The sequence below is a fragment of the Ralstonia mannitolilytica genome (assembly GCF_905397375.1).
GTDB classification, from domain to species: Bacteria; Pseudomonadota; Gammaproteobacteria; order Burkholderiales; family Burkholderiaceae; genus Ralstonia; species Ralstonia mannitolilytica.
Genome location: NZ_CAJPVG010000006.1, coordinates 38,451 through 58,060 on the forward strand (window position 1 = coordinate 38,451; position 19,610 = coordinate 58,060).

The window sequence follows — 19,610 nt, forward strand, 5'->3', positions numbered from 1 at the left end:
AGGCTAAGTGCGCTGTTTAGTAATTTTTATATCTCTATTCATCCCCAACTTTCGGGGGGCTCAACGGTGAGCGCCTCGCCGGGTGCAGCGGTGTGCGCCTAAGTGGCCGTCCGGCGACGCCTGCCGCAGGCCATGCCACCCGCCAGCAGCAATGCCGCACCGACGAGCGGGACGGTGCCCCCACCTCCGCCCGACCCACCAGAACCGCTCACCACCGCACCACTGCCGATCCCTGCCCCCGCCGTGCGCTGGGCATAGGCCACCGCACCGGCCGCATCGAGCAGCCCCGCCCCACAGACGCCGGGGTTGTTGGCGCAGAACGTGCCGCTCGGATGCGGCCGCGCTGTCTGCTGCAGCCCGGCCAGCACCTGCGCATTCGACAACTGCGGCTGCACGCTCAGCATGAGTGCGATGGTCCCGGCGACTTCCGGCGTCGAGAAGCTGGTGCCGGCGACCTGTTTGACCACGTAGTTGCCAAGGCTCTGCGTGCCGTCATTGGAATCGGCCTGAATGACCGATTGCGCCTCGGCGCAGGTTGGCGGATCGGTGGCGGTGATGACCTTGGAGTTGCCGCAGCCCCCACCCGGGGCGGACAGTGCAACCTGCGATCCGACATTCGCGTAGCTGGCGTTTTCACCGCTGTCGACGTGCGCGGTCACGGCGATGACGCCCGTGCAGTTGGCTGGCGCGTCCACGCTTTGGGCCGCCTCATTGCCTGCGGCTGCCACAACGATCGTGCCGCGCGCGGCGAGCTGGTTCACCGCATCCTGCTCTGCCGCCGAACATTGGCCCGTGCTCCCAAGGCTGACGTTGACGATACGCGCCGGGTGGTTGTTCGTGGGAGCGCCGGCAACGGCAAGGCCACCGGCCCACAGCATGCCGTCCACGGTGTCGGAGAGCAGCGCGCCGCATTTGCCGGACACGCGTACCGGTACGAACTGCGTGTTCCAGCCCACGCCGGCGATGTCGCGTCCATTGTTGGTCGCGGCGGCAAGCACACTGGCGACCTCGGTGCCGTGCCAGCTGTTGGGCTGCGGATACGTGTCCGACGTCGAGCAGCCAAGGCTCGGATACTGCGTTGCGCTGGTCACCCCGTCGCCAAGGTCATGCGCATCCGACCCGCGCCCGGACGAGTTGCCCGCGCGCACGGGGTCGGAGATGAAGTTGTAGCCGGGCAGGATTTTTCCCGTCAGATCGGGGTGGTCGGTGTAGCCGGTGTCCACCACCGCGACCACGATGCTGGACGAACCCTGCGTGATGTCCCAGGCCGAGGCCACGTTGATGCCGCCCGGCACGACGGTGGGCGACGCGAGGTTGTTCTGCACGGCGAACCGCGTGTCGTTCGGGATGACATTGGGCCGAAGGATGCGATCCGGCACGGCGTACGCCACGCGCGCGTCCTGGGCGAGCTTTGCCGCCGTGGCTTCGATGCTGGCCGCATCGGTGAGGCCGGTGCGCAGCAGTTGCGCGTTGGTGCCAAGCGTGCGCTTGACCTGCAGCGTGCTGCCCGCCGCTTGTGCGACCGACAGCAGCCGGTTGCCGGCCTCGCTGGCGGACAGCGTCTTGCGCGTGCCACCGGTATCGTCGCGCCATTTGATGATCACGTCGCCGGTGTACGCCGGCTGCGGCGTGGCCGCCGTGGCCGGCTGGGCCCCCAGCACCGCGGCGATGCACATGGCGCTGGCGCCTGCACGGAGCCAGGACTTCAGCCGGAAGAGGGAAGGGGTCATCGGTGCGCGCTCCGTGGCATCTGGGTCTGTTGTGAAACGCTGGCTCGATGCAATCGTTGACAGAACGTTACACAAAACCAAAGGTAGCACGCAGCCTGTCCTGATGCCATCACGTCGTCGTATGCAGTGCATGGCGGGGATGGCCAGCGCGCCGCCGTGGAATCAGCAGAAAACGGACCCGCCTGCAGGCCGTGGGCACAAAAAAGGGCGCCCCGAGCGCCCTTGTTGATTCACAGTGGGAAGGCACCTATTGGCGCTGGAGCTTCATGACGCGATCCGCATCGGCCGAGGCAATGCCTGGTGCTGAACGCAGCGCTGCGACGGCCCCGTCCAGAGTGGCCGAGGCATCGCCTGAGCTGGCCCGCACGACCCAGAAGCCGCCCGACATCGGCCGCACGACGGCAAACGCCAGGCGCGGCGTGGCGCGCGCGCCGGCTGCGTCCACCACGCTCTGCACGGTGGTGGAGGCCGTCGTCGGCGTGCTCAGGCCGACGATGATGTCGCCAAGGGGATGCGCGGCCGAGACCGAAGCGGGCGGCTGGGTGTTGGCCGAGGTGGGGTCCATGGCGGGCGGTTTGCCCGGATCAATGGCCGGCACCGACTTGCACGCGGCCAGCAGGCAAAGGCCGACGGCCACCGCCAGCGCGGGCTTGGCACGTGACAGCAGGGATCGGGGTCGAGCAGCCGGTTGGGCCATGCGGTTCTCCTAGGAAGTGTTGGATCGAATTGGCACGCGGCAGCGCACGCGCGTGGGCGCCCATGTCGACGCCCTTGTCTCCGGTATAGGCGATCACTGTGCCACGCGGCGGGGTTTGCGCGCCGCAGCGGCCGGCGCGGGTTGTGCGCGGCCCGCGGCGAGCATCTCGTCGGCGTGGCGGCGCGTGGTGTCGGTGAGTGACGCCCCGCCCAGCATGCGCGCGATCTCGTCGACACGGCTGCTGGCGTCCAGGACGACGAGGTCCGAACGCGTGCTGCCGGCCACGGTGCGCTTGGCCACCTGGATGTGGTGGTTGGCCAGCGCAGCCACTTGCGGCAGGTGGGTCACGCACAGCACCTGGCGGCGCGTACCAAGCTCGCGCAGACGGCGGCCCACGACTTCGGCAACCGCCCCACCGATGCCGGAGTCGACCTCATCGAAGATGAGCGTCGGCGTCGGGCTGGCCTCGCTGGCAATCACCGAGATGGCCAGGCTGATACGCGCCAGTTCGCCCCCCGACGCGACCTTCGCCAGCGGCCGCGGCGAAACGCCTGCATGCCCGGCGACGAGGAATTCCACCTGCTCCAGCCCTGCCGCACCGCCATGTTCGAGGGCATGCAGCGCGATGTCGAAACGCCCGCCGGCCATCGACAGGCCCTGCATGGCGCCGGTCACCGCCTCGGCCAGTTCACGCGCAGCCTTGGTGCGGGCGCGTGACAGCGCCTGTGCGACTTCCATGTAGGCGGCGCGGGCCTGGGCTTCCTGCGCCTGCAGCGCGTCGAGGTCTGCGGCGGCCTGCAGCGCAGCGAGCTGTGCCTCGCGGTCTGCGAGCTCCGCAGGCAGGGTCTCGGGCGCCACGCGGTACTTGCGCGCCATGGTGTGCAGCGCCTGCATGCGCGCATCGACTTCCGCGAGCCGCTCCGGGTCGAGTTCGGCGCGATCGGCGTAGCGGGCAAGCGTATGCACGGCTTCCTGGATCTGCACCTCGGCCGGCTCCAGCGCCGCCAGCACGTCGGCGAGGGACGGGTCGATCTCGGCGAGCTCGCGCAGCGTATGCAGCGTCGCGCCGAGCTGCGTGAGCACCGCGCCTTCCGATTCCGACAGGCCATCGAGCGCCGCCCGCGTGCCTTCGATCAGGCTTGCCGCGTGCGACAGGCGATGGTGCTCGGCCTGCACGTCTTCCCACTCGCCGGGTTGCGGGGCGAGCTTCTGCAGCTCATTGACCTGCCATTCGATGCGCTCGCGTTCGAGTTGCGCTTCGCGCGATTGCTGCTCGGCCGCTTCGCGCTGGCGCACCACGGTCTGCCAGGCGCGATAGCGTTCGCTCACCGCGCGCACGTCGTCTTCGAGGCCGGCGTGGGCGTCAAGCAGGCTGCGCTGCGCGTCGGTCTTGAGCAGCAGCTGATGCGCGTGCTGACCATGGATATCGACGAGCTGCTCCCCCACCTCGCGCAACTGCGCTAGCGTGACGGCCGCGCCGTTGATGAACGCCCTGCTGCGGCCGGCGGCATCGACGGTGCGGCGCAGCAGGATCATGCCGTCGTCATCATGAAGCTCGTGCGCCTCGAGCCAGGCGGCCACGTGGGGCTGCACGTCAAACGCGGCGGTGATGTCGGCGCGTGGCGCGCCCTCGCGCACCACGGCGGCATCGGCGCGCTCACCCAGGGTCAGGGCCAGGGCGTCGATCAGGATGGACTTGCCCGCGCCCGTCTCGCCGGTAAAGACGGTAAAGCCGTCGGCCAGGTCGAGATCCAGCGCATGGACGATGACGAAATCGCGGATGGTGAGACTGCGCAGCATGGCGGGAAGGGTTGTGGCTGGAACCGGCTCAGGACCCGTAGCGAGCGGCCGACGGTGAAGTGGACGACGCTGCCGCACAAGGGTACGGCGAGCATCGCATGTTCAGGATCGGTCCGCGCAGCAGGATCATGGGCAGGTCTTAAAGACGGTTGTCTTCGGTCGGATACTCGTGCCAGTGCAGCTTCTTGCGCAGCGTGGCGTAGTAGTTGTAGCCGACCGGGTGCAGCAATTGCACGGTGCGCTCGGAGCGGCGCACCACGATGCGGTCGCCGGGCAGCAGCGACGTGAGCGACTGCATGTCGAAGTTGACGCTGGCGTCGCGCCCGCTCGTCACCTGGATGACGACCTCGGCATCGTGCGGAATGACGATCGGCCGGTTCGACAGCGAGTGCGGCGCGATCGGCACCAGCACCAGCCCCGAGAGTGCCGGATGCAGGATCGGCCCGCCGGCGGACAGCGCATAGGCGGTCGAGCCGGTGGGCGTGGAGACGATCAGGCCGTCCGAACGCTGGTTGTACATGAAGAAGCCATCGACCGACACGGCGAGCTCCACCATGCCGGAGAAGCCCGAACGGTTGACCACCACGTCATTGAACGCCAGCGCCGAGAAGATGATGTCGTCGTCGCGCACGACCTGGGCCTGCAGCAGCGTGCGGATTTCCGCCTCGTAGCGACCGGACAGCATGTCGGGCAGCACGGTGTGGACGTCTTCGAACGGGATGTCGGTCATAAAGCCGAGCCGCCCGTGGTTGACGCCGATCACGGGCACGTTCGCCCCGGCCAGGTGGCGGCCGATGCCCAGCAGCGTGCCGTCGCCGCCCAGTACCACCGCCACGTCGGCCTGGCGCGCCATCTGTTCGGGCGGCAGGGCAGGGTAGTCCTGGACGCCGATGTTGAGTGCCGTATCGCGCTCGAACACGATGTCATGCCCGCGCGCCGCAATGCATGACGCCAGCTCCATGAGCGGCCCGGCGATGTTGGCGGCCGAATACCGGCCGACCAGCGCGACGGTCTTGAACGGGGAGGCGGGCGAGGCGGCGGGAGCTTGCGGGGCCACGGCGGACGGGGGAATCGACATGCGCGCATTACACCATATCGATATGACCCCCGCCACGTCTGAGGAAGTTTGGCGGGAAACGCCAACGTCACCGGTTGTCTGGGGGCGATTTTGCGTAAAATTGGAGAATCATGGACAAGCGCGCCACCATCCTTCTCAAGACCCTGATCGAACGGTATATCGCCGAGGGCCAGCCTGTCGGCTCGCGCACCTTGTCGAAGTATTCGGGGCTTGATCTGTCGCCGGCCACCATCCGCAATGTGATGGCCGACCTGGAGGAAATGGGCTTCATCGCCAGCCCGCACACCTCGGCCGGGCGGGTGCCCACGCCGCGGGGCTACCGGCTCTTCGTCGACACCATGCTGACGGCCAGTCCGCTGGATGTGCTCAGCTCGCAAGACCGCATGGCACAGCAGATGGCGGGCGCGATTGCCGAGCAGGTGCGTGCGCAGCTCGCCTCGCATGGCTCCGAATCGTCACAGCGGGTGATTGCGGCGGCCGCGCAGACCCTGTCGAACCTCTCGCAGTTTGCCGGCATCGTGATGACGCCGCGCCGCACGCATGCGTTCCGGCAGATCGAATTCCTGCGCCTGTCGGAGACGCGCATCCTCCTGATCGTCGTCACGCCCGAGGGCGACGTGCAGAACCGCATCATCCATACCGAGACGCCGTACACGCCGTCGCAGCTCGTGGAGGCGGCCAACTACATCAATGCGCATTACGGCGGCATGACCTTCGATGCCGTGCGCGAACGCCTGCGCGGCGAGCTGTCCGCGCTGCAGGCCGACATGACCACGCTGATGCAGGCGGCGGTGGAAGCCGGCAGCAGCGCCGTGTCGGAAGAGGACCCGGTGGTCATCTCGGGCGAGCGCAAGCTGCTCGATGTGGAAGACCTGTCGTCTTCGATGGACAAGCTGCGCCGCCTGTTCGCCGTGTTCGAGCAGAAGACCGGCCTGCTGCAGCTGCTGGATGTGTCCAGCCGCGCGGAAGGCGTGCAGATCTTCATCGGCGGCGAGAGCAGCCTCGTGCCGCACGAAGACATGGCCGTCATCACCGCGCCGTACGAGGTGGACGGCAAGATCGTCGGCACGCTGGGCGTGATCGGGCCGATGCGCATGGCGTACGAGCGCGTGATCCCGATCGTGGACATCACGGCCAAGCTGCTGTCCAGCACGCTCAGCCAGTATTGATTCGGAGGTGCTGCAGGGCTGGACCGTCCGCGGCTGCACGCCTGCCAAGAACGGCCCTGAAGCGGCTTCTTAGCCAGAGGCATAAGCTCAGCCGATTTTCTTCGACGACAGCGCGGTCTGCCGTCTCACACAATCGACTCCGGCGCATGTGCGCGGTTCTCTTCTGCCGGAGTCTTTCATGGCTGGTTCTTCCCGTTTCCGTTGGCTTGCCGCGGCGCTGTCCGCGGCCGTTTCGTTGACCTTGCTCGGCGCCGCCCCGGCGCGTGCGGCCGAGCGCGAGGTCGTCATCGCGTATCAGGACATGGTGCTGCCGTGGCGCTACGCCCAGGCTACCGGCGAAGTGGAGCGCGCCACCGGCTACAAGGTGACCTACCGCCAGCTCGCCAGCGGCGCGGATGTCGTGCGCGCCATTGCGGCGGGCTCGGTGCAGATTGGCGAGGCGGGATCGAGCCCGATTGCAGCCGGCGTGTCGCAGGGCGTTGGCCTGTCGCTGTTCTGGATTCTCGACAACATCAACGACGCCGAGGCGCTGGTCGCGCGCAACGGCAGCGGCGTCTCGCGCGTGGCCGACCTGAAGGGCAAGACGCTGGGCGTGCCGTATGTGTCGACGTCGCATTTCCACGCCCTGGTGGCGCTGCAGCAGGCCGGCCTGGACCCGCGCGATGTGAAGGTCGTCAACCTGCGGCCGCAGGAGTTGTCGGCCGCGTGGGATCGGGGCGACGTCGATGCCGCGTTCATCTGGGATCCGGTGCTCGCCAAGGTAAAGAAGACCGGCACGGTGCTGACCACCTCCGGCAGGATCGCCGCCGCCACCGGCAAGTCCACCTTCGACGGCTTCGTGGCCGACCGCAAGTTCGCGCGCGACCATGCCGACTTCCTCGCCAAGTTCGTCGAGGTGCTGGCCAAGGCCGATGCGGCCTATCGTGACAACAAGGCAGCGTGGACGGCCACTTCGCCACAAGTGGCGGCAGTGGCCAAGACTTCTGGCGCGACGGCCGCTGACGTGCCGGCAAGCCTGGCGCTGTATGCGTTCCCGGATGCGGCGGAACAGGCGTCTAACCGGTGGCTGGGCGGCGGCGCGCAATCGGGCGCGGCGCAATCGCTGTTGGCCACCGCGCAGTTCCTGAAGACGCAGGGCACGATCCAGGCCGTGCTGCCGGATTACGGCCCGGTTGTCGATGCGCGTTTCGTGCAGCGCGTCGCCGGTGGGGCGAAGGCCGTGGCGACGGCAGCGCGATGAGCCGCATTGAAGTACGCCGCCTGCGTGTCGACTACTCCGATGCGCAAGGCCGCACGACGCAGGCGCTCGGCGGCGTGGACCTGTCGATCCAGGCTGGCGAATTCGTCGTCGCGCTCGGCGCGTCGGGATGCGGGAAGACGACGCTGCTGAACTGCCTGGCCGGCTTCGTTGCGCCCACGGCCGGGCAGATTCTGCTCGACGGGCGCGAGGTCGATGGACCGGGGGCCGAGCGCGGCGTGGTCTTCCAACGCTACGGCCTGATGCCGTGGCTGAACGTGCGCGACAACGTGGCCCTCGGCCTGAAGCTGCGCGGTGTCGATCGCAGGACGCGGCATGCGCGGGCGCTGCAGCTGCTGCGGCTGGTCGGGTTGGAAGCGCATGCCGCGTCGCCGGTGTATGCCTTGTCCGGCGGCATGCAGCAGCGTGTCGGCATCGCCCGCGCGCTGGCGACGGAGCCCCGCGTTCTGCTGATGGACGAACCGATGGGCGCGCTCGACGCGTTGACGCGCGAGACCATGCAGACGCTGGTGCTCGATGTCTGGCAGCGCACCGGCACGACCGTTTTCTTCATCACGCACGACGTGGAGGAGGCGCTGTTCCTGGCGACGCGCCTGATCGTGATGTCGCCATCGCCGGGCCGCATCGTGCAGACATTCGATCTGCCGTTCTCGCGGCAGGCGCTGGCAGGCGGCGACGCCCGCGCGGTGAAATCGTCGCCGGAATTCATTGCCTGGCGCGAGCGTGTATTGGCGCTGATCCACCATGCCCCCGAGGAGCTGCTCGCATGAGCGCGCTCGAAACTCCCGTGCTGCAGCGCGCCTCCGTCGTTGCAGCGCCGCCTTCGAGCAGGCCGGCGCACAGGCTGCGCGGCTATCGTCTGCCGGGCGAGGGCAGCGCATTGCGGCTCAGTGTGTTGTCGGTGACGGCGTTGGTCGTGCTTTGGTGGGCGGCAACCACCTTCCATTGGGTGCCGCCGTTGTTCCTGCCTTCACCGCAGGCCGTCGGGCGCGCGTTCATCGATGCCTGGCATGGCGATATTCAAGGCGGCCAGCCGCTGGCGTCGCATCTGGGCTGGAGCGCGCTGCGCGTCTTCGGCGCGTTTGCGCTGGCTGCCGTGACGGCCATACCGATCGGCCTCGCGATGGGCGTTTCCCGCACCGCGCGCGGCTTACTGGATCCGCCCATCGAGTTTTATCGCCCGCTGCCGCCGCTGGCATACCTGCCGCTCGTGGTCATCTGGCTGGGCATTGATGAGCGGGCGAAGATTGTCGTCATCTATCTTGCCTGCTTCGCACCGATTGCCATGGCCGCGCGTGCCGGCGTACGCAGCGCCACGCTTGAGCAGATCAACGCCGCATATGCGCTCGGCGCAAGCTTCACGCAAGTGGTGCGCCACGTGATCCTGCCGGCGGCGCTGCCCGAGATCCTGACCGGCTTGCGCATCGCCATCGGGTTCGGCTGGACCACGCTGGTGGCCGCCGAGATGGTAGCCGCCACGGTGGGCCTCGGGCAGATGGTGCTCAACGCGTCGAGCTTTCTGCGCACCGACCTCGTGGTGATGGGCATCGTCCTCATCGGTGCGATTGCGTGGGCGTTCGACCTTGCCATGCGCGCCATCGAAGCACGCGTGGTGCCCTGGAAGGGCCGCACCTAGGCCGCCCAGGCCTCAGAAACTCCCCGTGAACTGATACCGCCCGCCCGGGTGCCACATGGTCGCCACCGAGGCGACCTGGCCCTGGGAAAGCGTCTTGCGCCGCAGCATCAGGCACGGCTCGCGCGCGTCCATGTGGAGCATCTCGGCGATCTCGCGCGGGGGCAGGCGCGCCTCGATGCCGTATTCCACGCCCTGCAGCGGTGCGGCCCGCATCAGGTAGGCGTTGGGCGTGGTCTGCGTGAAATCCTGCTCCATGTACTCGGGCGCCAGCGCGGCATTCACCCAGCGGTCTTCCGCCTGGATCGGCACGTCGTTTTCAAAGTGCACGATCAGGGAATGGAACAGCAGCGTCCCGGTGGACACGCCGAACGCCGCGGCCATCGCTTCATTGGCGCGCGCACGTTCGAGCTGATGCAGCTCGGCGCGGTGCCGGTGGCCGCGCGCGGCAATTTCCTCGGCGATGTTGCGGATCGCCACCAGCGTCGCCTGGTACTTCTGCTGCGCGACGAACGTCCCGAGCCCCTGCACGCGCGTGAGGATCTGCTCGGCGGTCAGCTCGCGCAGCGCGCGGTTGACCGTCATGCGCGAGACGCCAAACGTCTGCGCGAGCGCGACTTCAGCGGGAATCATCTCGCCCTCTTTCCATTCCCCGCTGCGAATGCGGAACAGGATGTCTTCCTTGATGCGCTGGAAGGCAGGGGTGCTGGCGGGTGCGTCTTGTGACATGGGGGCGACCTTGGGGCGCGGCATGGCGGACCGATGTGATGGAGGCATGGCAGCCATGATCGGGGTTTGCCTCCAGGTTGTAAAGTTTTCTTGCTTTATTTGTATATACAACATAGGATGTGCGGCATGCCTTTGGAGTTTGCAGGAGACCTCACATGAACGCCCCCATCGACGCTGTCCACCTGACCAACGACCCGCGCTACGACGCTTCGCGGGAGATCCGCGCCCCGCGCGGCACCGAGCTGCACTGCAAGAGCTGGCTGACCGAAGCGGCTTACCGGATGCTGCAGAACAACCTCGACCCGGATGTGGCCGAGAACCCCAAGCACCTCGTCGTGTATGGCGGCATCGGCCGCGCCGCGCGCGACTGGGCCTGCTTCGACAAGATCCTGGAAACGCTGCGCGAGCTGAACGACGACGAATCGCTGCTCGTGCAATCGGGCAAGCCGGTGGGCGTGTTCAAGACCCACCCCGATGCGCCGCGTGTCTTGATCGCCAACTCCAACCTCGTGCCGAAGTGGGCGAACTGGGAACACTTCAACGAGCTGGATCGCAAGGGCCTGTTCATGTATGGCCAGATGACTGCCGGCAGCTGGATCTACATCGGCAGCCAGGGCATCGTGCAGGGCACGTACGAGACGTTTGCCGAAGCCGGCCGCCAACATTACGACGGCAAGCTGGCCGGCAAGTGGATCCTGACCGCCGGCCTGGGCGGCATGGGCGGTGCCCAGCCGCTGGCCGCCACGCTGGCCGGCGCCGTGTCGCTGAACATCGAGTGCCAGCAATCGAGCATCGATTTCCGCCTGCGTACGCGCTACCTCGACAAGCAGGCCAAGGACATCGACGACGCATTCAACCTGATTCGCCACCATTGCGAGCGCGGCGAGGCCGTGTCCATCGGCCTGCTCGGCAATGCGGCGGAAATCCTGCCGGAGCTGGTCAAGCGTGCCCGCGCCGGTGGCCTGAAGCCGGATCTGGTGACCGACCAGACCTCGGCGCATGATCTGGTCAACGGCTATCTGCCGATTGGCTGGACGGTCGAGCAATGGCGTGCTGCGCAACGTGACCCGTCGCAGCACGCCCGCCTGACCGACGAGGCCGCCAAGTCCTGCGCCGTGCACGTGCAGGCCATGCTGGATTTCCAGGCCATGGGCATCCCGACGGTCGACTACGGCAACAACATCCGCCAGGTCGCGTTCGACCAGGGCGTGAAGAACGCCTTCGACTTCCCGGGCTTCGTGCCGGCCTACATCCGTCCGCTGTTCTGCGAGGGCAAGGGCCCGTTCCGGTGGGTGGCGCTGTCGGGCGATCCGGAAGACATCTACAAGACCGACGCCAAGATCAAGGAACTCTTCCCGCACAACACGCACGTGCATCGCTGGCTCGACATGGCGCGTGATCGCATCGCCTTCCAGGGCCTGCCCGCGCGCATCTGCTGGCTGGGCCTGGGCGAGCGTCACCTGGCCGGTCTGGCTTTCAACGAGATGGTCAAGAATGGCGAGCTGAAGGCGCCGATCGTGATCGGCCGCGACCACCTCGACACGGGCTCGGTCGCCAGCCCCAACCGCGAAACCGAAGCGATGCGCGACGGCACCGACGCCGTGTCGGACTGGCCGCTGCTCAACGCGCTGCTCAACACGGCCGGCGGTGCGACGTGGGTGTCGCTGCACCATGGCGGCGGTGTCGGCATGGGCTATTCGCAGCACTCGGGCGTGGTGATCGTCGCCGACGGCACCGACGCGGCGGCCAAGCGCCTGGGCCGTGTGCTCGTCAACGATTCGGGCTCGGGCGTCATGCGCCATGCCGATGCCGGTTACGAAACCGCCATCGCCTGCGCCAAGCGCAACGGTTTGAACCTCCCGATGATCGGCTAAGTTAAAGACACAGACGTACGCAGATTTCCATGAACACCATGACCACGCCCCCCATCCTCACGCTGCAACCCGGCGCGATGACGTTCGATGACCTGCGCCGCGTGTGGCTCGCGCCCACGCCCGTCGTGCTGTCGGGCGATTGCGCAGCGGCCATTGAGGCATCGGCCGCCACGGTGCAGGCCATCGTCGCCAAGGGCGACCCGGCCTACGGCATCAACACCGGGTTCGGCCTGCTGGCCAGGACACAGATCCCCACGCACGAGCTGGAGCGCCTGCAACGCAACCTGATCCTCTCGCACGCCGTCGGCACGGGCGAAGACCTGAGCGACAACGTTGCGCGCCTCGTGCTGCTGATGAAGGCGGCGAGCCTCGCGCGGGGCTACTCCGGCGTGCGCCGTGTCGTGATCGACACGCTGCTGGCACTGCTGAACGCCGGCATCGTGCCGTGCATCCCGTCCAAGGGTTCGGTCGGCGCTTCGGGCGATCTGGCGCCGCTGGCGCACATGACGCTGGCCCTGCTGGGCGAGGGCCATGTGCGCGTAAACGGTGTGCGCACGCCGGCGCGGGAAGCCCTGGCCGCCGCTGGCATCGAGCCCATCGCGCTGGCCGCCAAGGAAGGCCTGGCACTCATCAACGGCACGCAGGTGTCGACCGCGCTCGCCTTGAACGGCCTGTTCCTGGCCGAGCGCCTGCTGAAGGCTGCCACCGTGGCCGGTGCCCTGTCGGTGGACGCCGCCAAGGGCAGCGACGCGCCGTTCGACCCACGCGTGCACACCGTGCGCGGACAGCAGGGGCAGATTGCCACCGCCGCCGTGTACCGCAACCTGCTGGCCGGCAGCGCCATCCGCCAGTCGCACCTTGTGGGCGACAAGCGCGTGCAGGACCCGTACAGCCTGCGCTGCCAGCCGCAAGTCATGGGCGCGTGCTTCGACCTGATCCGCCAGGCCGGCGCCACGCTGCTCACCGAAGCCAACGCAGTCACCGACAACCCGCTGGTCTACGCCGACGCCGGTGAGGTGATCTCGGGCGGCAACTTCCATGCCGAACCGGTGGCGTTTGCGGCCGACATGCTCGCCATGGCGATCGCCGAGATCGGTGCGCTGTCGGAGCGCCGCATCGCGCTGCTGATCGACTCCACGCTGTCTGGCCTGCCGCCGTTTCTGGTCGAGCAGCCGGGCCTGAACTCGGGCTTCATGATCGCGCACGTCACGGCTGCGGCGCTGGCTTCGGAAAACAAGACGTTCGCCCACCCGGCCAGCGTCGACAGCCTGCCGACTTCGGCCAACCAGGAAGACCACGTCAGCATGGCGACCTTCGCGGGCCGCCGTCTGCAGGACATGGCCGAGAACACCGCCACCATCGTCGGCATCGAAGCACTGGCGGCGGCACAGGGCATCGATTTCCACAAGCCACTGGCGACGTCCGCCACGCTGCAGCGTGCGCATGGCTGCATCCGCGCGCGTGTGGCGTACTACGGTGAAGATCGCCTGTTCGCCCCCGACATCGAAGCCGCCCGCCGCCTCGTGCTCGATGGCGACCTGGGCGATTCGTGCCGCGACCACCTCGCCGATCTTTCGCTCGCCTGACCATGCTCGTCCAAGCCGAACCTACCGTCTGGCAAGGCCGTGTCGATGCGGAGGAAGGCCCGCTCGGCTTGCGTTGGCACCAGACGGTGCGCCGCATCGATGCATCGACGCCGCTGGCCAATACCGTTGCGCTGGCGGGTTTCGCCTGCGACGCGGGTGTCGCGCGCAACCATGGGCGCACCGGTGCGCAGGCAGGCCCGAACGCCATCCGCAAGATGCTGGCCAACCTGCCTGCGCGGGCGGGCAGGGTAGTCGTCGATGCGGGCGACGTGACGTGCCAGGGCGATGCGCTGGAAGCCGCGCAGGAGGAACTGTCGGGCGTGCTGCACGACCTGCTCGACCGCGGTGCGTTCCCGATCGCGCTGGGCGGCGGACATGAGATTGCATGGGCGTCGTTCAACGGCCTGGCGCGGCATCTGGCTGGCCAATCGGAACCGCCGCCGCGCATCGGCATCCTGAATCTTGACGCGCATTTCGATTTGCGCGCGGGCGAGCGCGGCAGCTCCGGCACACCGTTCCGCCAGATCGCAGAAGACTGCGCAAGACGCGGCTGGCCATTCCATTACGCGTGCCTCGGTGTGAGCACGTACGCGAACACCGAAGCACTGTTTGCCCGCGCCCGCCAGCTCGGTGTGCGCTGGATGCATGACGACGAGATGGACATCCTCCAGCTCGGCCACGTGCTGCAGGTCGTCGAGCTGTTCCTGAGCCAGGTCGATCATGTCTACCTGACGATGTGCCTGGATGTCTTGCCGGCCAGCATCGCGCCGGGCGTGAGCGCACCGTCGGCACGCGGCGTGTCGATGGACGTGATTGAGCCCATCGTTGACCGCGCCATCAGTTCCGGCAAGCTGCGCCTGGCCGATGTGGCGGAACTGAACCCATCGCTCGACATCGACAACCACACCGCACGCGTGGCGGCGCGCCTCGTCGCGCGGGTGGCCGACGGCATTGGCCTGCAAGGAGCGGCGCGTGACTGACATGCACTGGGATGCGCTTTGGACCAACGTCCACCTCGCCACGCTGGCAGCCCATGCCGACGGTTACGGCGAAATCCGCGATGGCGCCATCGCCGTGAAGGATGGCCGCATCGCGTGGCTCGGTGCTCGCGCCGATCTGCCGCCGAATGCCCGCGCCACAGGCGAGCACGACGGCGGCGGCGCGTGGCTGACGCCGGGGCTGATCGATTGCCACACGCACCTCGTCTACGCCGGCAACCGCAGCAATGAATTCGAAGCGCGCCTGAACGGCGTGCCGTATGAGGAGATCGCGCGCGGGGGCGGCGGCATCGTTTCCACGGTGCGGGCCACGCGTGCGGCCAGCGAAGAGGCATTGGCCGAGGCCAGCCTGCCGCGCCTGAATGCCCTGCGCGCCGAAGGCGTTACCACCGTCGAGATCAAATCCGGCTACGGCCTCGATCTGGAAACCGAGCGCCGCATGCTGCGTGTCGCGCGCCGCTTCGGCCAGACCTTGCCGGTGCGCGTACGCACGACGTTCCTCGGCGCACACGCCGTGCCGCCCGAATTTGCCGGTCGCGCCGACGACTACATCGACCACCTCTGCGCCGACGTGCTGCCCGCACTCGCCGCCGACGGCCTCGTCGATGCGGTCGACGCGTTCTGCGAAACCATCGGCTTTTCACCGGCGCAGACGGCGCGCATGTTCGACGCGGCCCAGCGCCTCGGTCTGCCGGTCAAGCTGCATGCGGAGCAGCTTTCCGACCAGGGCGGTGCCGCGCTCGTGGCGCGCTACGGCGGCCTCTCTGCGGACCACCTCGAATGCCTGACCGCCGAGGGCATCGCCGCCATGGCGCGGGCCGGTACCGTGGCGGTGCTGCTGCCCGGTGCGTTCTACTGCCTGCGCGAAACGCGTCTGCCGCCCGTGACCGCCCTGCGCGAGGCAGGCGTGCCCTTGGCCGTGTCCACCGACTGCAATCCCGGCACGTCGCCGCTCACGTCGCTGTTGCTCGCAATGAACATGGCCTGCACGCTGTTCCGCCTGACGCCGCTTGAGGCATTGACGGGCGCCACGCGCCATGCCGCCGCCGCGCTCGGGCTGTCCGGCACATGCGGCGTGCTGGCCCCCGGTTACGCCGCCGATTTCGCACTCTGGCGCATCGACCGCCCCGCCGACCTCGCCTATGCGATGGGCTTCAACCCCAGCGTGGGCGTGGTCAAGGATGGCGTGGCAGTGGCGTAAGCCAGACGCGGCGGACCGGCTCGTATAATCGACCGGTCTACCGCGAACCGCGCCCAATGCCCTTCTTGCCCGAACCCCTGTTCCAGCACGGCCAGCCCGATCGCACGGCGATCCTGCTCGTCAATCTCGGCACGCCTGACGGCACTTCGCCGCGCGAGGTCGGCCGCTATCTGCGTCAGTTCCTGTCCGACCCCCGCGTTGTGGAAATTCCGCGCGCGGCGTGGTGGTTCATCCTCAACGGACTGATCGTGCCGCTGCGTTCGCGCACGTCGGCGCACAAATACGAAAGCATCTGGCTGCGCGAGGCCAACATGACGGGCTCGCCGCTGCTCGTCTACAGCGAGCGCCAGGCGCATGCGCTGCAGCAGCTGCTGAACGCGCAGGGCCACGATGTGGTGGTCGCCTGTGCGATGCGCTATGGCAATCCGTCGATTCCATCCGTCATGCAGGCGCTGCGCAAGCAGGGCGTGGAGCGCATCCTGGTGCTGCCGATGTACCCGCAGTATTCCGGCACCACCACGGCCACGGCGTTCGACGAGGTGTTTCGCGTGCTGGGCCAGATGCGCAATCAGCCTGAACTGCGGCTCGTGAAGCATTTCCATGATGACCCGGCCTACATCAACGCGCTGCACCAGCAGGTGGGCGCGTACTGGGCCCAGCACGGCGCACCGGATTTTGCCCGCGGCGACAAGCTGCTGCTGTCGTTCCATGGTGTGCCGCGACGGACCCTGGAACTGGGCGATCCGTATCACTGCGAGTGCCTGAAGACCGGCCGTTTGCTGGGCGAAGCGCTGGGCCTGCAGCCGGGGCAGTACCTCGTGACGTTCCAGTCGCGCTTTGGCCGCGCCGAGTGGCTGCAGCCGTATACCGCGCCCACGCTCGAAGAGCTTGGCCGCGTCGGCACCCATCGCGTCGATGTGTTCTGCCCAGGCTTTCCTGCAGACTGCCTCGAAACGCTGGAGGAGATCGCCATGGAAGGGCAGTCGACATTCCGTGTCGCGGGTGGCAAGGAATTCCATTACATCCCGTGCCTCAACGACAACGAGGCGTGGATTGCCGGCATGGCCGATATTGCGCTGGCGCATCTGCAGGGCTGGCCGCTCAAGCTGACACATCCGCATGTGTTGGAAGCGAGCCGCACGCGCGCCCAGAGCAAGGGAGCCGCGGCATGAAGGTGAGCACCGACGCCGCAGACCGCGTGCGCATCGACAAGTGGCTCTGGGCGGCGCGTTTCTTCAAGACGCGCTCGCAGGCCACCGACGCCGTGGAGCGCGGCCGCGTGCACATCAATGACCAGCCGGTCCGCCCGTCCAGGGACGTCAAGATTGGCGACCACGTGCGGGTGCACGCGCATGAACAGCAGTGGGAAGTGCAGGTGCTGGCGCTGGCCGAAGTGCGCGGCCCCGCGTCCGTTGCGCAAACGCTCTACGCCGAGACCGACGCGAGCCGCCTCAAACGTGAAGCCGATGCCGACAGGCGCCGGCTGTATCGTGAGCCGGCCACGCAGATCGCCGGCCGCCCGACCAAGCGGGACCGGCGCCGCATCGACAAGCTCGGCGGGCAATAACGCATGCGGCGCGAGTGTGTGCTAACTTGACAGGCTCAGGGCGCGCGGCAACTGCTGCATCTGCGGCGGCTTGACGATGTAGTGCTTGAAGAACGCCTTGCCGCTGCCGTATTCCGTATAGCGCGGCGTTACGGCGCCAGACAGGCAGATGAACGTCGTGGCTGCGGTCAGGGTCAACAGCAGGAGCACGGTCAGGACAGGCAGTTTGTTATGCATGGTACGAACCCTCGTAGAAGCTCGCGCCCCCCAGTTTTTTCTTGCATCATAGGCAGCCGATTGTGGTGCCGCAATTGCCGTGCCGTTGCAGGCGGATGAAAGTTGTAACGCGGTATTTCGTGATGCACGGCGCACAGATGCCGGGCATCCTGCGCCCTTGAAAGGCGCCTCAAATGCCCCATATCGGGGAGAAATTGTTCATAAAAATCCAGTGGATCCTGTCGCGGCACGTGCCGTGCGTCGGTCCCTCTATCCAGCGCTATGAAACACACTTCGGAAACCCCATCGCAACCGGACACGCAAGCCCAGCCGACCGACCCGGCCAGCCAGGCCGCCAACGCCTATTCGAGCCAGGCAGAGCGCGCGAGCGCCGAGGCCCAAGCCGTCGCCGGTGATGAAGCCGCGGTGGCCGAAGCCGTGGCGGACGTGGATGTCGCCGAACTGCGCCGTCAGCTGGAAGCCGCTGAAGAGAAAGCGCGCCAGAACTACGAAAACTGGGCTCGCGCCACCGCGGAGGGCGAGAACATCCGCCGCCGCGCGCAGGAAGACGTGGCCAAGGCGCACAAGTTCGCCATCGAAGGTTTTGCCGAGTACCTGCTGCCTGTGATGGACAGCCTGCAGGCTGCACTGGCCGACACGTCGGGCGACGCGGCCAAGCTGCGGGAAGGCGTCGAGCTCACGCTCAAGCAACTCTATGCGGCGTTCGAGAAAGGGCGCGTGACGGAACTGAACCCCGTGGGCGAAAAGTTCGACCCGCATCGTCACCAGGCCATCTCGATGGTGCCGGCCGAGCAGGAGCCCAACACCGTCGTGACAGTGCTGCAGCGCGGCTACACGCTGGCTGACCGCGTGCTGCGTCCGGCCCTCGTGACGGTGGCTGCGCCCAAGTAAGGCCAGGCGCCGCATGATCCAGAACACGTCCACTTCGCATGGCACCCGCGCCGCTACGCCGGTCGATACGACCGCGTTCGCGGCGTTCGGCATGCGCGAAGTGAATGGCGAGACCATCGATGCGGCCATCGCGGCGGCGGGCGACGACCTCGTGTGCGTGTTCTTCTGGGGCGTGGACTGCTTCAACTGCGAGATGGCCAAGAAGGCCATGCTCGCCCAGCCTGCAGCCGTGCGCGAACTCGGATTGCGCTGGCTGCACGCCGACGTCTATGCGCATCCGGAACTGGGCCAGCGCTTCGGCCTGCATGGCATTCCGGTATTCATGTTCTTCCACCGTGGCAAGAAGCTTGGCCGGGCGACCGGCTGGCACGGCCACGCGCAGTTTGCCGCTGCCGTTGCCAATGCGCGCAACAAGCTGGCAGGCAAGCCGATCGCCTGAGGCAGCGTGTCGACCATGATCACGCCGATGCCTATGCCGATGGCTGCGGCCTTCCTCGTTGCTTCGTCTTCCCGTGCCGCACGCCCCAAGCGCGTGCAGCTCGCCCTGCCGCGCGCCGCCCAGGCGATGACCGCGGCCCTTGCCGCCGCCCGGCGGTCGTCATAGTGCCCTTGCGGCACGTTGCCGCCGGGCCACCCCACCGTTGTTCTGAATCGAATCCCCGCCGGCGGGCGCGATGCCCGCCGGCCTCTATGCCGCTGCACGGTCCCGGAAAGCCCGTCGGCAGCGGCTCTGCCTAACGTTGACCCTTGACCCGCAGGAGATCGCCATGTCACGAACTGCCGCCATCTACTTGACCGAACTCGACCTTACCCGCCTCGAAAAGGCCGCCGGACGCGCCGGCAGCCATTCGTCGCTGGCCGATCTGGTGGATGACCTCATCACCCGCGCCAATGTCGTGCCGAGCGACAAGATCCCCGCCGACGTGGTGACGATGAATTCGGCCGTGCGCGTCGTCGATGACGCCGGCGTCGAGCAGGAGTGGACGCTCGTCTACCCGGAAGAGGCGAACGTGGCGTCGGCCAAACTGTCGGTGCTTTCGCCGATGGGCGCGGCGCTGCTGGGGGCGCGGGCGGGCAAGTCGGTCAAGTACACGGCGCCCAACGGCGCCCAGCGCACGCTGACCGTCAAGGCGGTCGTCTTCCAGCCCGAGGCAAGCGGTCAGCACACGCTGTGAGCCGCCTG

At 67.6% G+C, this 19,610-nt stretch carries 20 protein-coding genes; 14 read left to right on the forward strand and 6 right to left on the reverse strand.

Features of this window, described 5'->3' with window-relative positions; genetic code table 11:
* Positions 1 to 98: 98 nt before the first annotated feature.
* The 4 genes from KHN96_RS13020 to KHN96_RS13035 all read right to left on the reverse strand — a co-directional run bounded on the left by KHN96_RS13020 (position 99) and on the right by KHN96_RS13035 (position 5,305).
* Positions 99 to 1,730, reverse strand: coding sequence for a S8 family peptidase (locus tag KHN96_RS13020; protein ID WP_045787631.1), 1,632 nt, complete (start codon positions 1,728 to 1,730; stop codon positions 99 to 101).
* Positions 1,731 to 1,977: 247 nt separating this feature from the next.
* Positions 1,978 to 2,427: a hypothetical protein gene (locus KHN96_RS13025; RefSeq protein WP_062737922.1), complete on the reverse strand. Its 450-nt coding sequence runs from the start codon at positions 2,425 to 2,427 to the stop codon at positions 1,978 to 1,980.
* 93 nt (positions 2,428 to 2,520) lie between these two features.
* Positions 2,521 to 4,227, reverse strand: coding sequence for a DNA repair protein RecN (gene recN / locus KHN96_RS13030; protein WP_062737921.1), 1,707 nt, complete (start codon positions 4,225 to 4,227; stop codon positions 2,521 to 2,523).
* Between the two features lie 139 nt (positions 4,228 to 4,366).
* Positions 4,367 to 5,305 (reverse strand): NAD kinase, encoded by a 939-nt coding sequence (locus KHN96_RS13035; RefSeq protein ID WP_045787628.1) that lies wholly within the window; start codon positions 5,303 to 5,305, stop codon positions 4,367 to 4,369.
* A gap of 110 nt (positions 5,306 to 5,415) precedes the next feature.
* Here KHN96_RS13035 and hrcA point away from each other — a divergent pair, with 110 nt between their 5' ends.
* The 4 genes from hrcA to KHN96_RS13055 all read left to right on the forward strand — a co-directional run bounded on the left by hrcA (position 5,416) and on the right by KHN96_RS13055 (position 9,368).
* Positions 5,416 to 6,474, forward strand: a complete 1,059-nt coding sequence (gene hrcA, locus KHN96_RS13040) for a heat-inducible transcriptional repressor HrcA (RefSeq protein ID WP_045787627.1) — start codon at positions 5,416 to 5,418, stop codon at positions 6,472 to 6,474.
* Between the two features lie 178 nt (positions 6,475 to 6,652).
* Complete coding sequence (gene tauA, locus KHN96_RS13045; protein ID WP_045787626.1) at positions 6,653 to 7,714, forward strand: taurine ABC transporter substrate-binding protein; 1,062 nt, start codon at positions 6,653 to 6,655, stop codon at positions 7,712 to 7,714.
* Positions 7,711 to 8,502 carry a taurine ABC transporter ATP-binding protein gene (locus KHN96_RS13050; protein WP_062737920.1) on the forward strand — a complete coding sequence of 264 codons (792 nt, stop codon included), beginning with the start codon at positions 7,711 to 7,713 and terminating at the stop codon, positions 8,500 to 8,502. The genes tauA and KHN96_RS13050 overlap by 4 nt, the downstream gene beginning before the upstream one ends.
* Positions 8,499 to 9,368 (forward strand): ABC transporter permease subunit, encoded by an 870-nt coding sequence (locus KHN96_RS13055; protein ID WP_062737919.1) that lies wholly within the window; start codon positions 8,499 to 8,501, stop codon positions 9,366 to 9,368. The genes KHN96_RS13050 and KHN96_RS13055 overlap by 4 nt, the downstream gene beginning before the upstream one ends.
* Positions 9,369 to 9,380: 12 nt before the next feature.
* Here the strand turns inward: KHN96_RS13055 and hutC are convergent, their stop codons facing one another.
* Complete coding sequence (gene hutC, locus KHN96_RS13060; protein ID WP_045787935.1) at positions 9,381 to 10,094, reverse strand: histidine utilization transcriptional repressor HutC; 714 nt, start codon at positions 10,092 to 10,094, stop codon at positions 9,381 to 9,383.
* Between the two features lie 155 nt (positions 10,095 to 10,249).
* Between hutC and hutU the strand changes: the two genes are divergently transcribed.
* The 6 genes from hutU to KHN96_RS13090 are packed head-to-tail and all read left to right on the forward strand — an operon-like array spanning position 10,250 to position 17,320.
* On the forward strand, positions 10,250 to 11,968 hold the full coding sequence (hutU, locus tag KHN96_RS13065; protein WP_062737918.1) for a urocanate hydratase: 1,719 nt from the start codon (positions 10,250 to 10,252) through the stop codon (positions 11,966 to 11,968).
* A 29-nt stretch (positions 11,969 to 11,997) separates the two neighbouring features.
* Positions 11,998 to 13,554 (forward strand): histidine ammonia-lyase, encoded by a 1,557-nt coding sequence (gene hutH / locus KHN96_RS13070; RefSeq protein ID WP_045787622.1) that lies wholly within the window; start codon positions 11,998 to 12,000, stop codon positions 13,552 to 13,554.
* Between the two features lie 2 nt (positions 13,555 to 13,556).
* Positions 13,557 to 14,534, forward strand: a complete 978-nt coding sequence (gene hutG / locus KHN96_RS13075) for a formimidoylglutamase (RefSeq protein WP_045787621.1) — start codon at positions 13,557 to 13,559, stop codon at positions 14,532 to 14,534.
* Position 14,535: 1 nt separating this feature from the next.
* Positions 14,536 to 15,753, forward strand: coding sequence for an imidazolonepropionase (gene hutI / locus KHN96_RS13080; protein WP_373994664.1), 1,218 nt, complete (start codon positions 14,536 to 14,538; stop codon positions 15,751 to 15,753).
* A 56-nt stretch (positions 15,754 to 15,809) separates the two neighbouring features.
* Entirely contained in the window at positions 15,810 to 16,925 is a 1,116-nt protein-coding gene (gene hemH, locus KHN96_RS13085) for a ferrochelatase (RefSeq protein WP_062737916.1), read from the forward strand.
* On the forward strand, positions 16,922 to 17,320 hold the full coding sequence (locus tag KHN96_RS13090) for an RNA-binding S4 domain-containing protein (protein ID WP_045787618.1): 399 nt from the start codon (positions 16,922 to 16,924) through the stop codon (positions 17,318 to 17,320). Before hemH ends, KHN96_RS13090 begins: the two co-directional genes overlap by 4 nt.
* Before the next feature lie 21 nt (positions 17,321 to 17,341).
* On the opposite strand, the gene KHN96_RS13095 is transcribed toward KHN96_RS13090, so the two are convergent.
* The gene (locus KHN96_RS13095) at positions 17,342 to 17,536 is read right to left on the reverse strand and encodes a hypothetical protein (RefSeq protein ID WP_045787617.1); all 195 of its coding nucleotides are present in this window, start codon (positions 17,534 to 17,536) and stop codon (positions 17,342 to 17,344) included.
* A gap of 261 nt (positions 17,537 to 17,797) precedes the next feature.
* Between KHN96_RS13095 and grpE the strand changes: the two genes are divergently transcribed.
* The 4 genes from grpE (at position 17,798) to rnk (ending at position 19,602) form a co-directional block, all read left to right on the forward strand.
* A complete protein-coding gene (gene grpE / locus KHN96_RS13100) occupies positions 17,798 to 18,427 on the forward strand; it encodes a nucleotide exchange factor GrpE (RefSeq protein WP_062737915.1) in 630 nt (209 codons plus the stop codon).
* Positions 18,428 to 18,440: 13 nt separating this feature from the next.
* On the forward strand, positions 18,441 to 18,866 hold the full coding sequence (locus KHN96_RS13105) for a thioredoxin family protein (protein ID WP_062737914.1): 426 nt from the start codon (positions 18,441 to 18,443) through the stop codon (positions 18,864 to 18,866).
* A gap of 6 nt (positions 18,867 to 18,872) precedes the next feature.
* Positions 18,873 to 19,031, forward strand: coding sequence for a hypothetical protein (locus KHN96_RS13110; protein WP_181817411.1), 159 nt, complete (start codon positions 18,873 to 18,875; stop codon positions 19,029 to 19,031).
* A 163-nt stretch (positions 19,032 to 19,194) separates the two neighbouring features.
* Positions 19,195 to 19,602, forward strand: a complete 408-nt coding sequence (gene rnk / locus KHN96_RS13115; protein ID WP_045787614.1) for a nucleoside diphosphate kinase regulator — start codon at positions 19,195 to 19,197, stop codon at positions 19,600 to 19,602.
* Positions 19,603 to 19,610 lie beyond the last annotated feature (8 nt).

Coding starts and splice junctions, on each gene's coding strand:
- KHN96_RS13020 (WP_045787631.1), bottom strand. CDS start 1,730: ATGACCCCTTCCCTCTTCCGGCTGAAGTCCTGGCTCCGTGCAGGCGCC.
- KHN96_RS13025 (WP_062737922.1), bottom strand. CDS start 2,427: ATGGCCCAACCGGCTGCTCGACCCCGATCCCTGCTGTCACGTGCCAAG.
- recN (WP_062737921.1), bottom strand. CDS start 4,227: ATGCTGCGCAGTCTCACCATCCGCGATTTCGTCATCGTCCATGCGCTG.
- KHN96_RS13035 (WP_045787628.1), bottom strand. CDS start 5,305: ATGTCGATTCCCCCGTCCGCCGTGGCCCCGCAAGCTCCCGCCGCCTCG.
- hrcA (WP_045787627.1), top strand. CDS start 5,416: ATGGACAAGCGCGCCACCATCCTTCTCAAGACCCTGATCGAACGGTAT.
- tauA (WP_045787626.1), top strand. CDS start 6,653: ATGGCTGGTTCTTCCCGTTTCCGTTGGCTTGCCGCGGCGCTGTCCGCG.
- KHN96_RS13050 (WP_062737920.1), top strand. CDS start 7,711: ATGAGCCGCATTGAAGTACGCCGCCTGCGTGTCGACTACTCCGATGCG.
- KHN96_RS13055 (WP_062737919.1), top strand. CDS start 8,499: ATGAGCGCGCTCGAAACTCCCGTGCTGCAGCGCGCCTCCGTCGTTGCA.
- hutC (WP_045787935.1), bottom strand. CDS start 10,094: ATGTCACAAGACGCACCCGCCAGCACCCCTGCCTTCCAGCGCATCAAG.
- hutU (WP_062737918.1), top strand. CDS start 10,250: ATGAACGCCCCCATCGACGCTGTCCACCTGACCAACGACCCGCGCTAC.
- hutH (WP_045787622.1), top strand. CDS start 11,998: ATGAACACCATGACCACGCCCCCCATCCTCACGCTGCAACCCGGCGCG.
- hutG (WP_045787621.1), top strand. CDS start 13,557: ATGCTCGTCCAAGCCGAACCTACCGTCTGGCAAGGCCGTGTCGATGCG.
- hutI (WP_373994664.1), top strand. CDS start 14,536: ATGCACTGGGATGCGCTTTGGACCAACGTCCACCTCGCCACGCTGGCA.
- hemH (WP_062737916.1), top strand. CDS start 15,810: ATGCCCTTCTTGCCCGAACCCCTGTTCCAGCACGGCCAGCCCGATCGC.
- KHN96_RS13090 (WP_045787618.1), top strand. CDS start 16,922: ATGAAGGTGAGCACCGACGCCGCAGACCGCGTGCGCATCGACAAGTGG.
- KHN96_RS13095 (WP_045787617.1), bottom strand. CDS start 17,536: ATGCATAACAAACTGCCTGTCCTGACCGTGCTCCTGCTGTTGACCCTG.
- grpE (WP_062737915.1), top strand. CDS start 17,798: ATGAAACACACTTCGGAAACCCCATCGCAACCGGACACGCAAGCCCAG.
- KHN96_RS13105 (WP_062737914.1), top strand. CDS start 18,441: ATGATCCAGAACACGTCCACTTCGCATGGCACCCGCGCCGCTACGCCG.
- rnk (WP_045787614.1), top strand. CDS start 19,195: ATGTCACGAACTGCCGCCATCTACTTGACCGAACTCGACCTTACCCGC.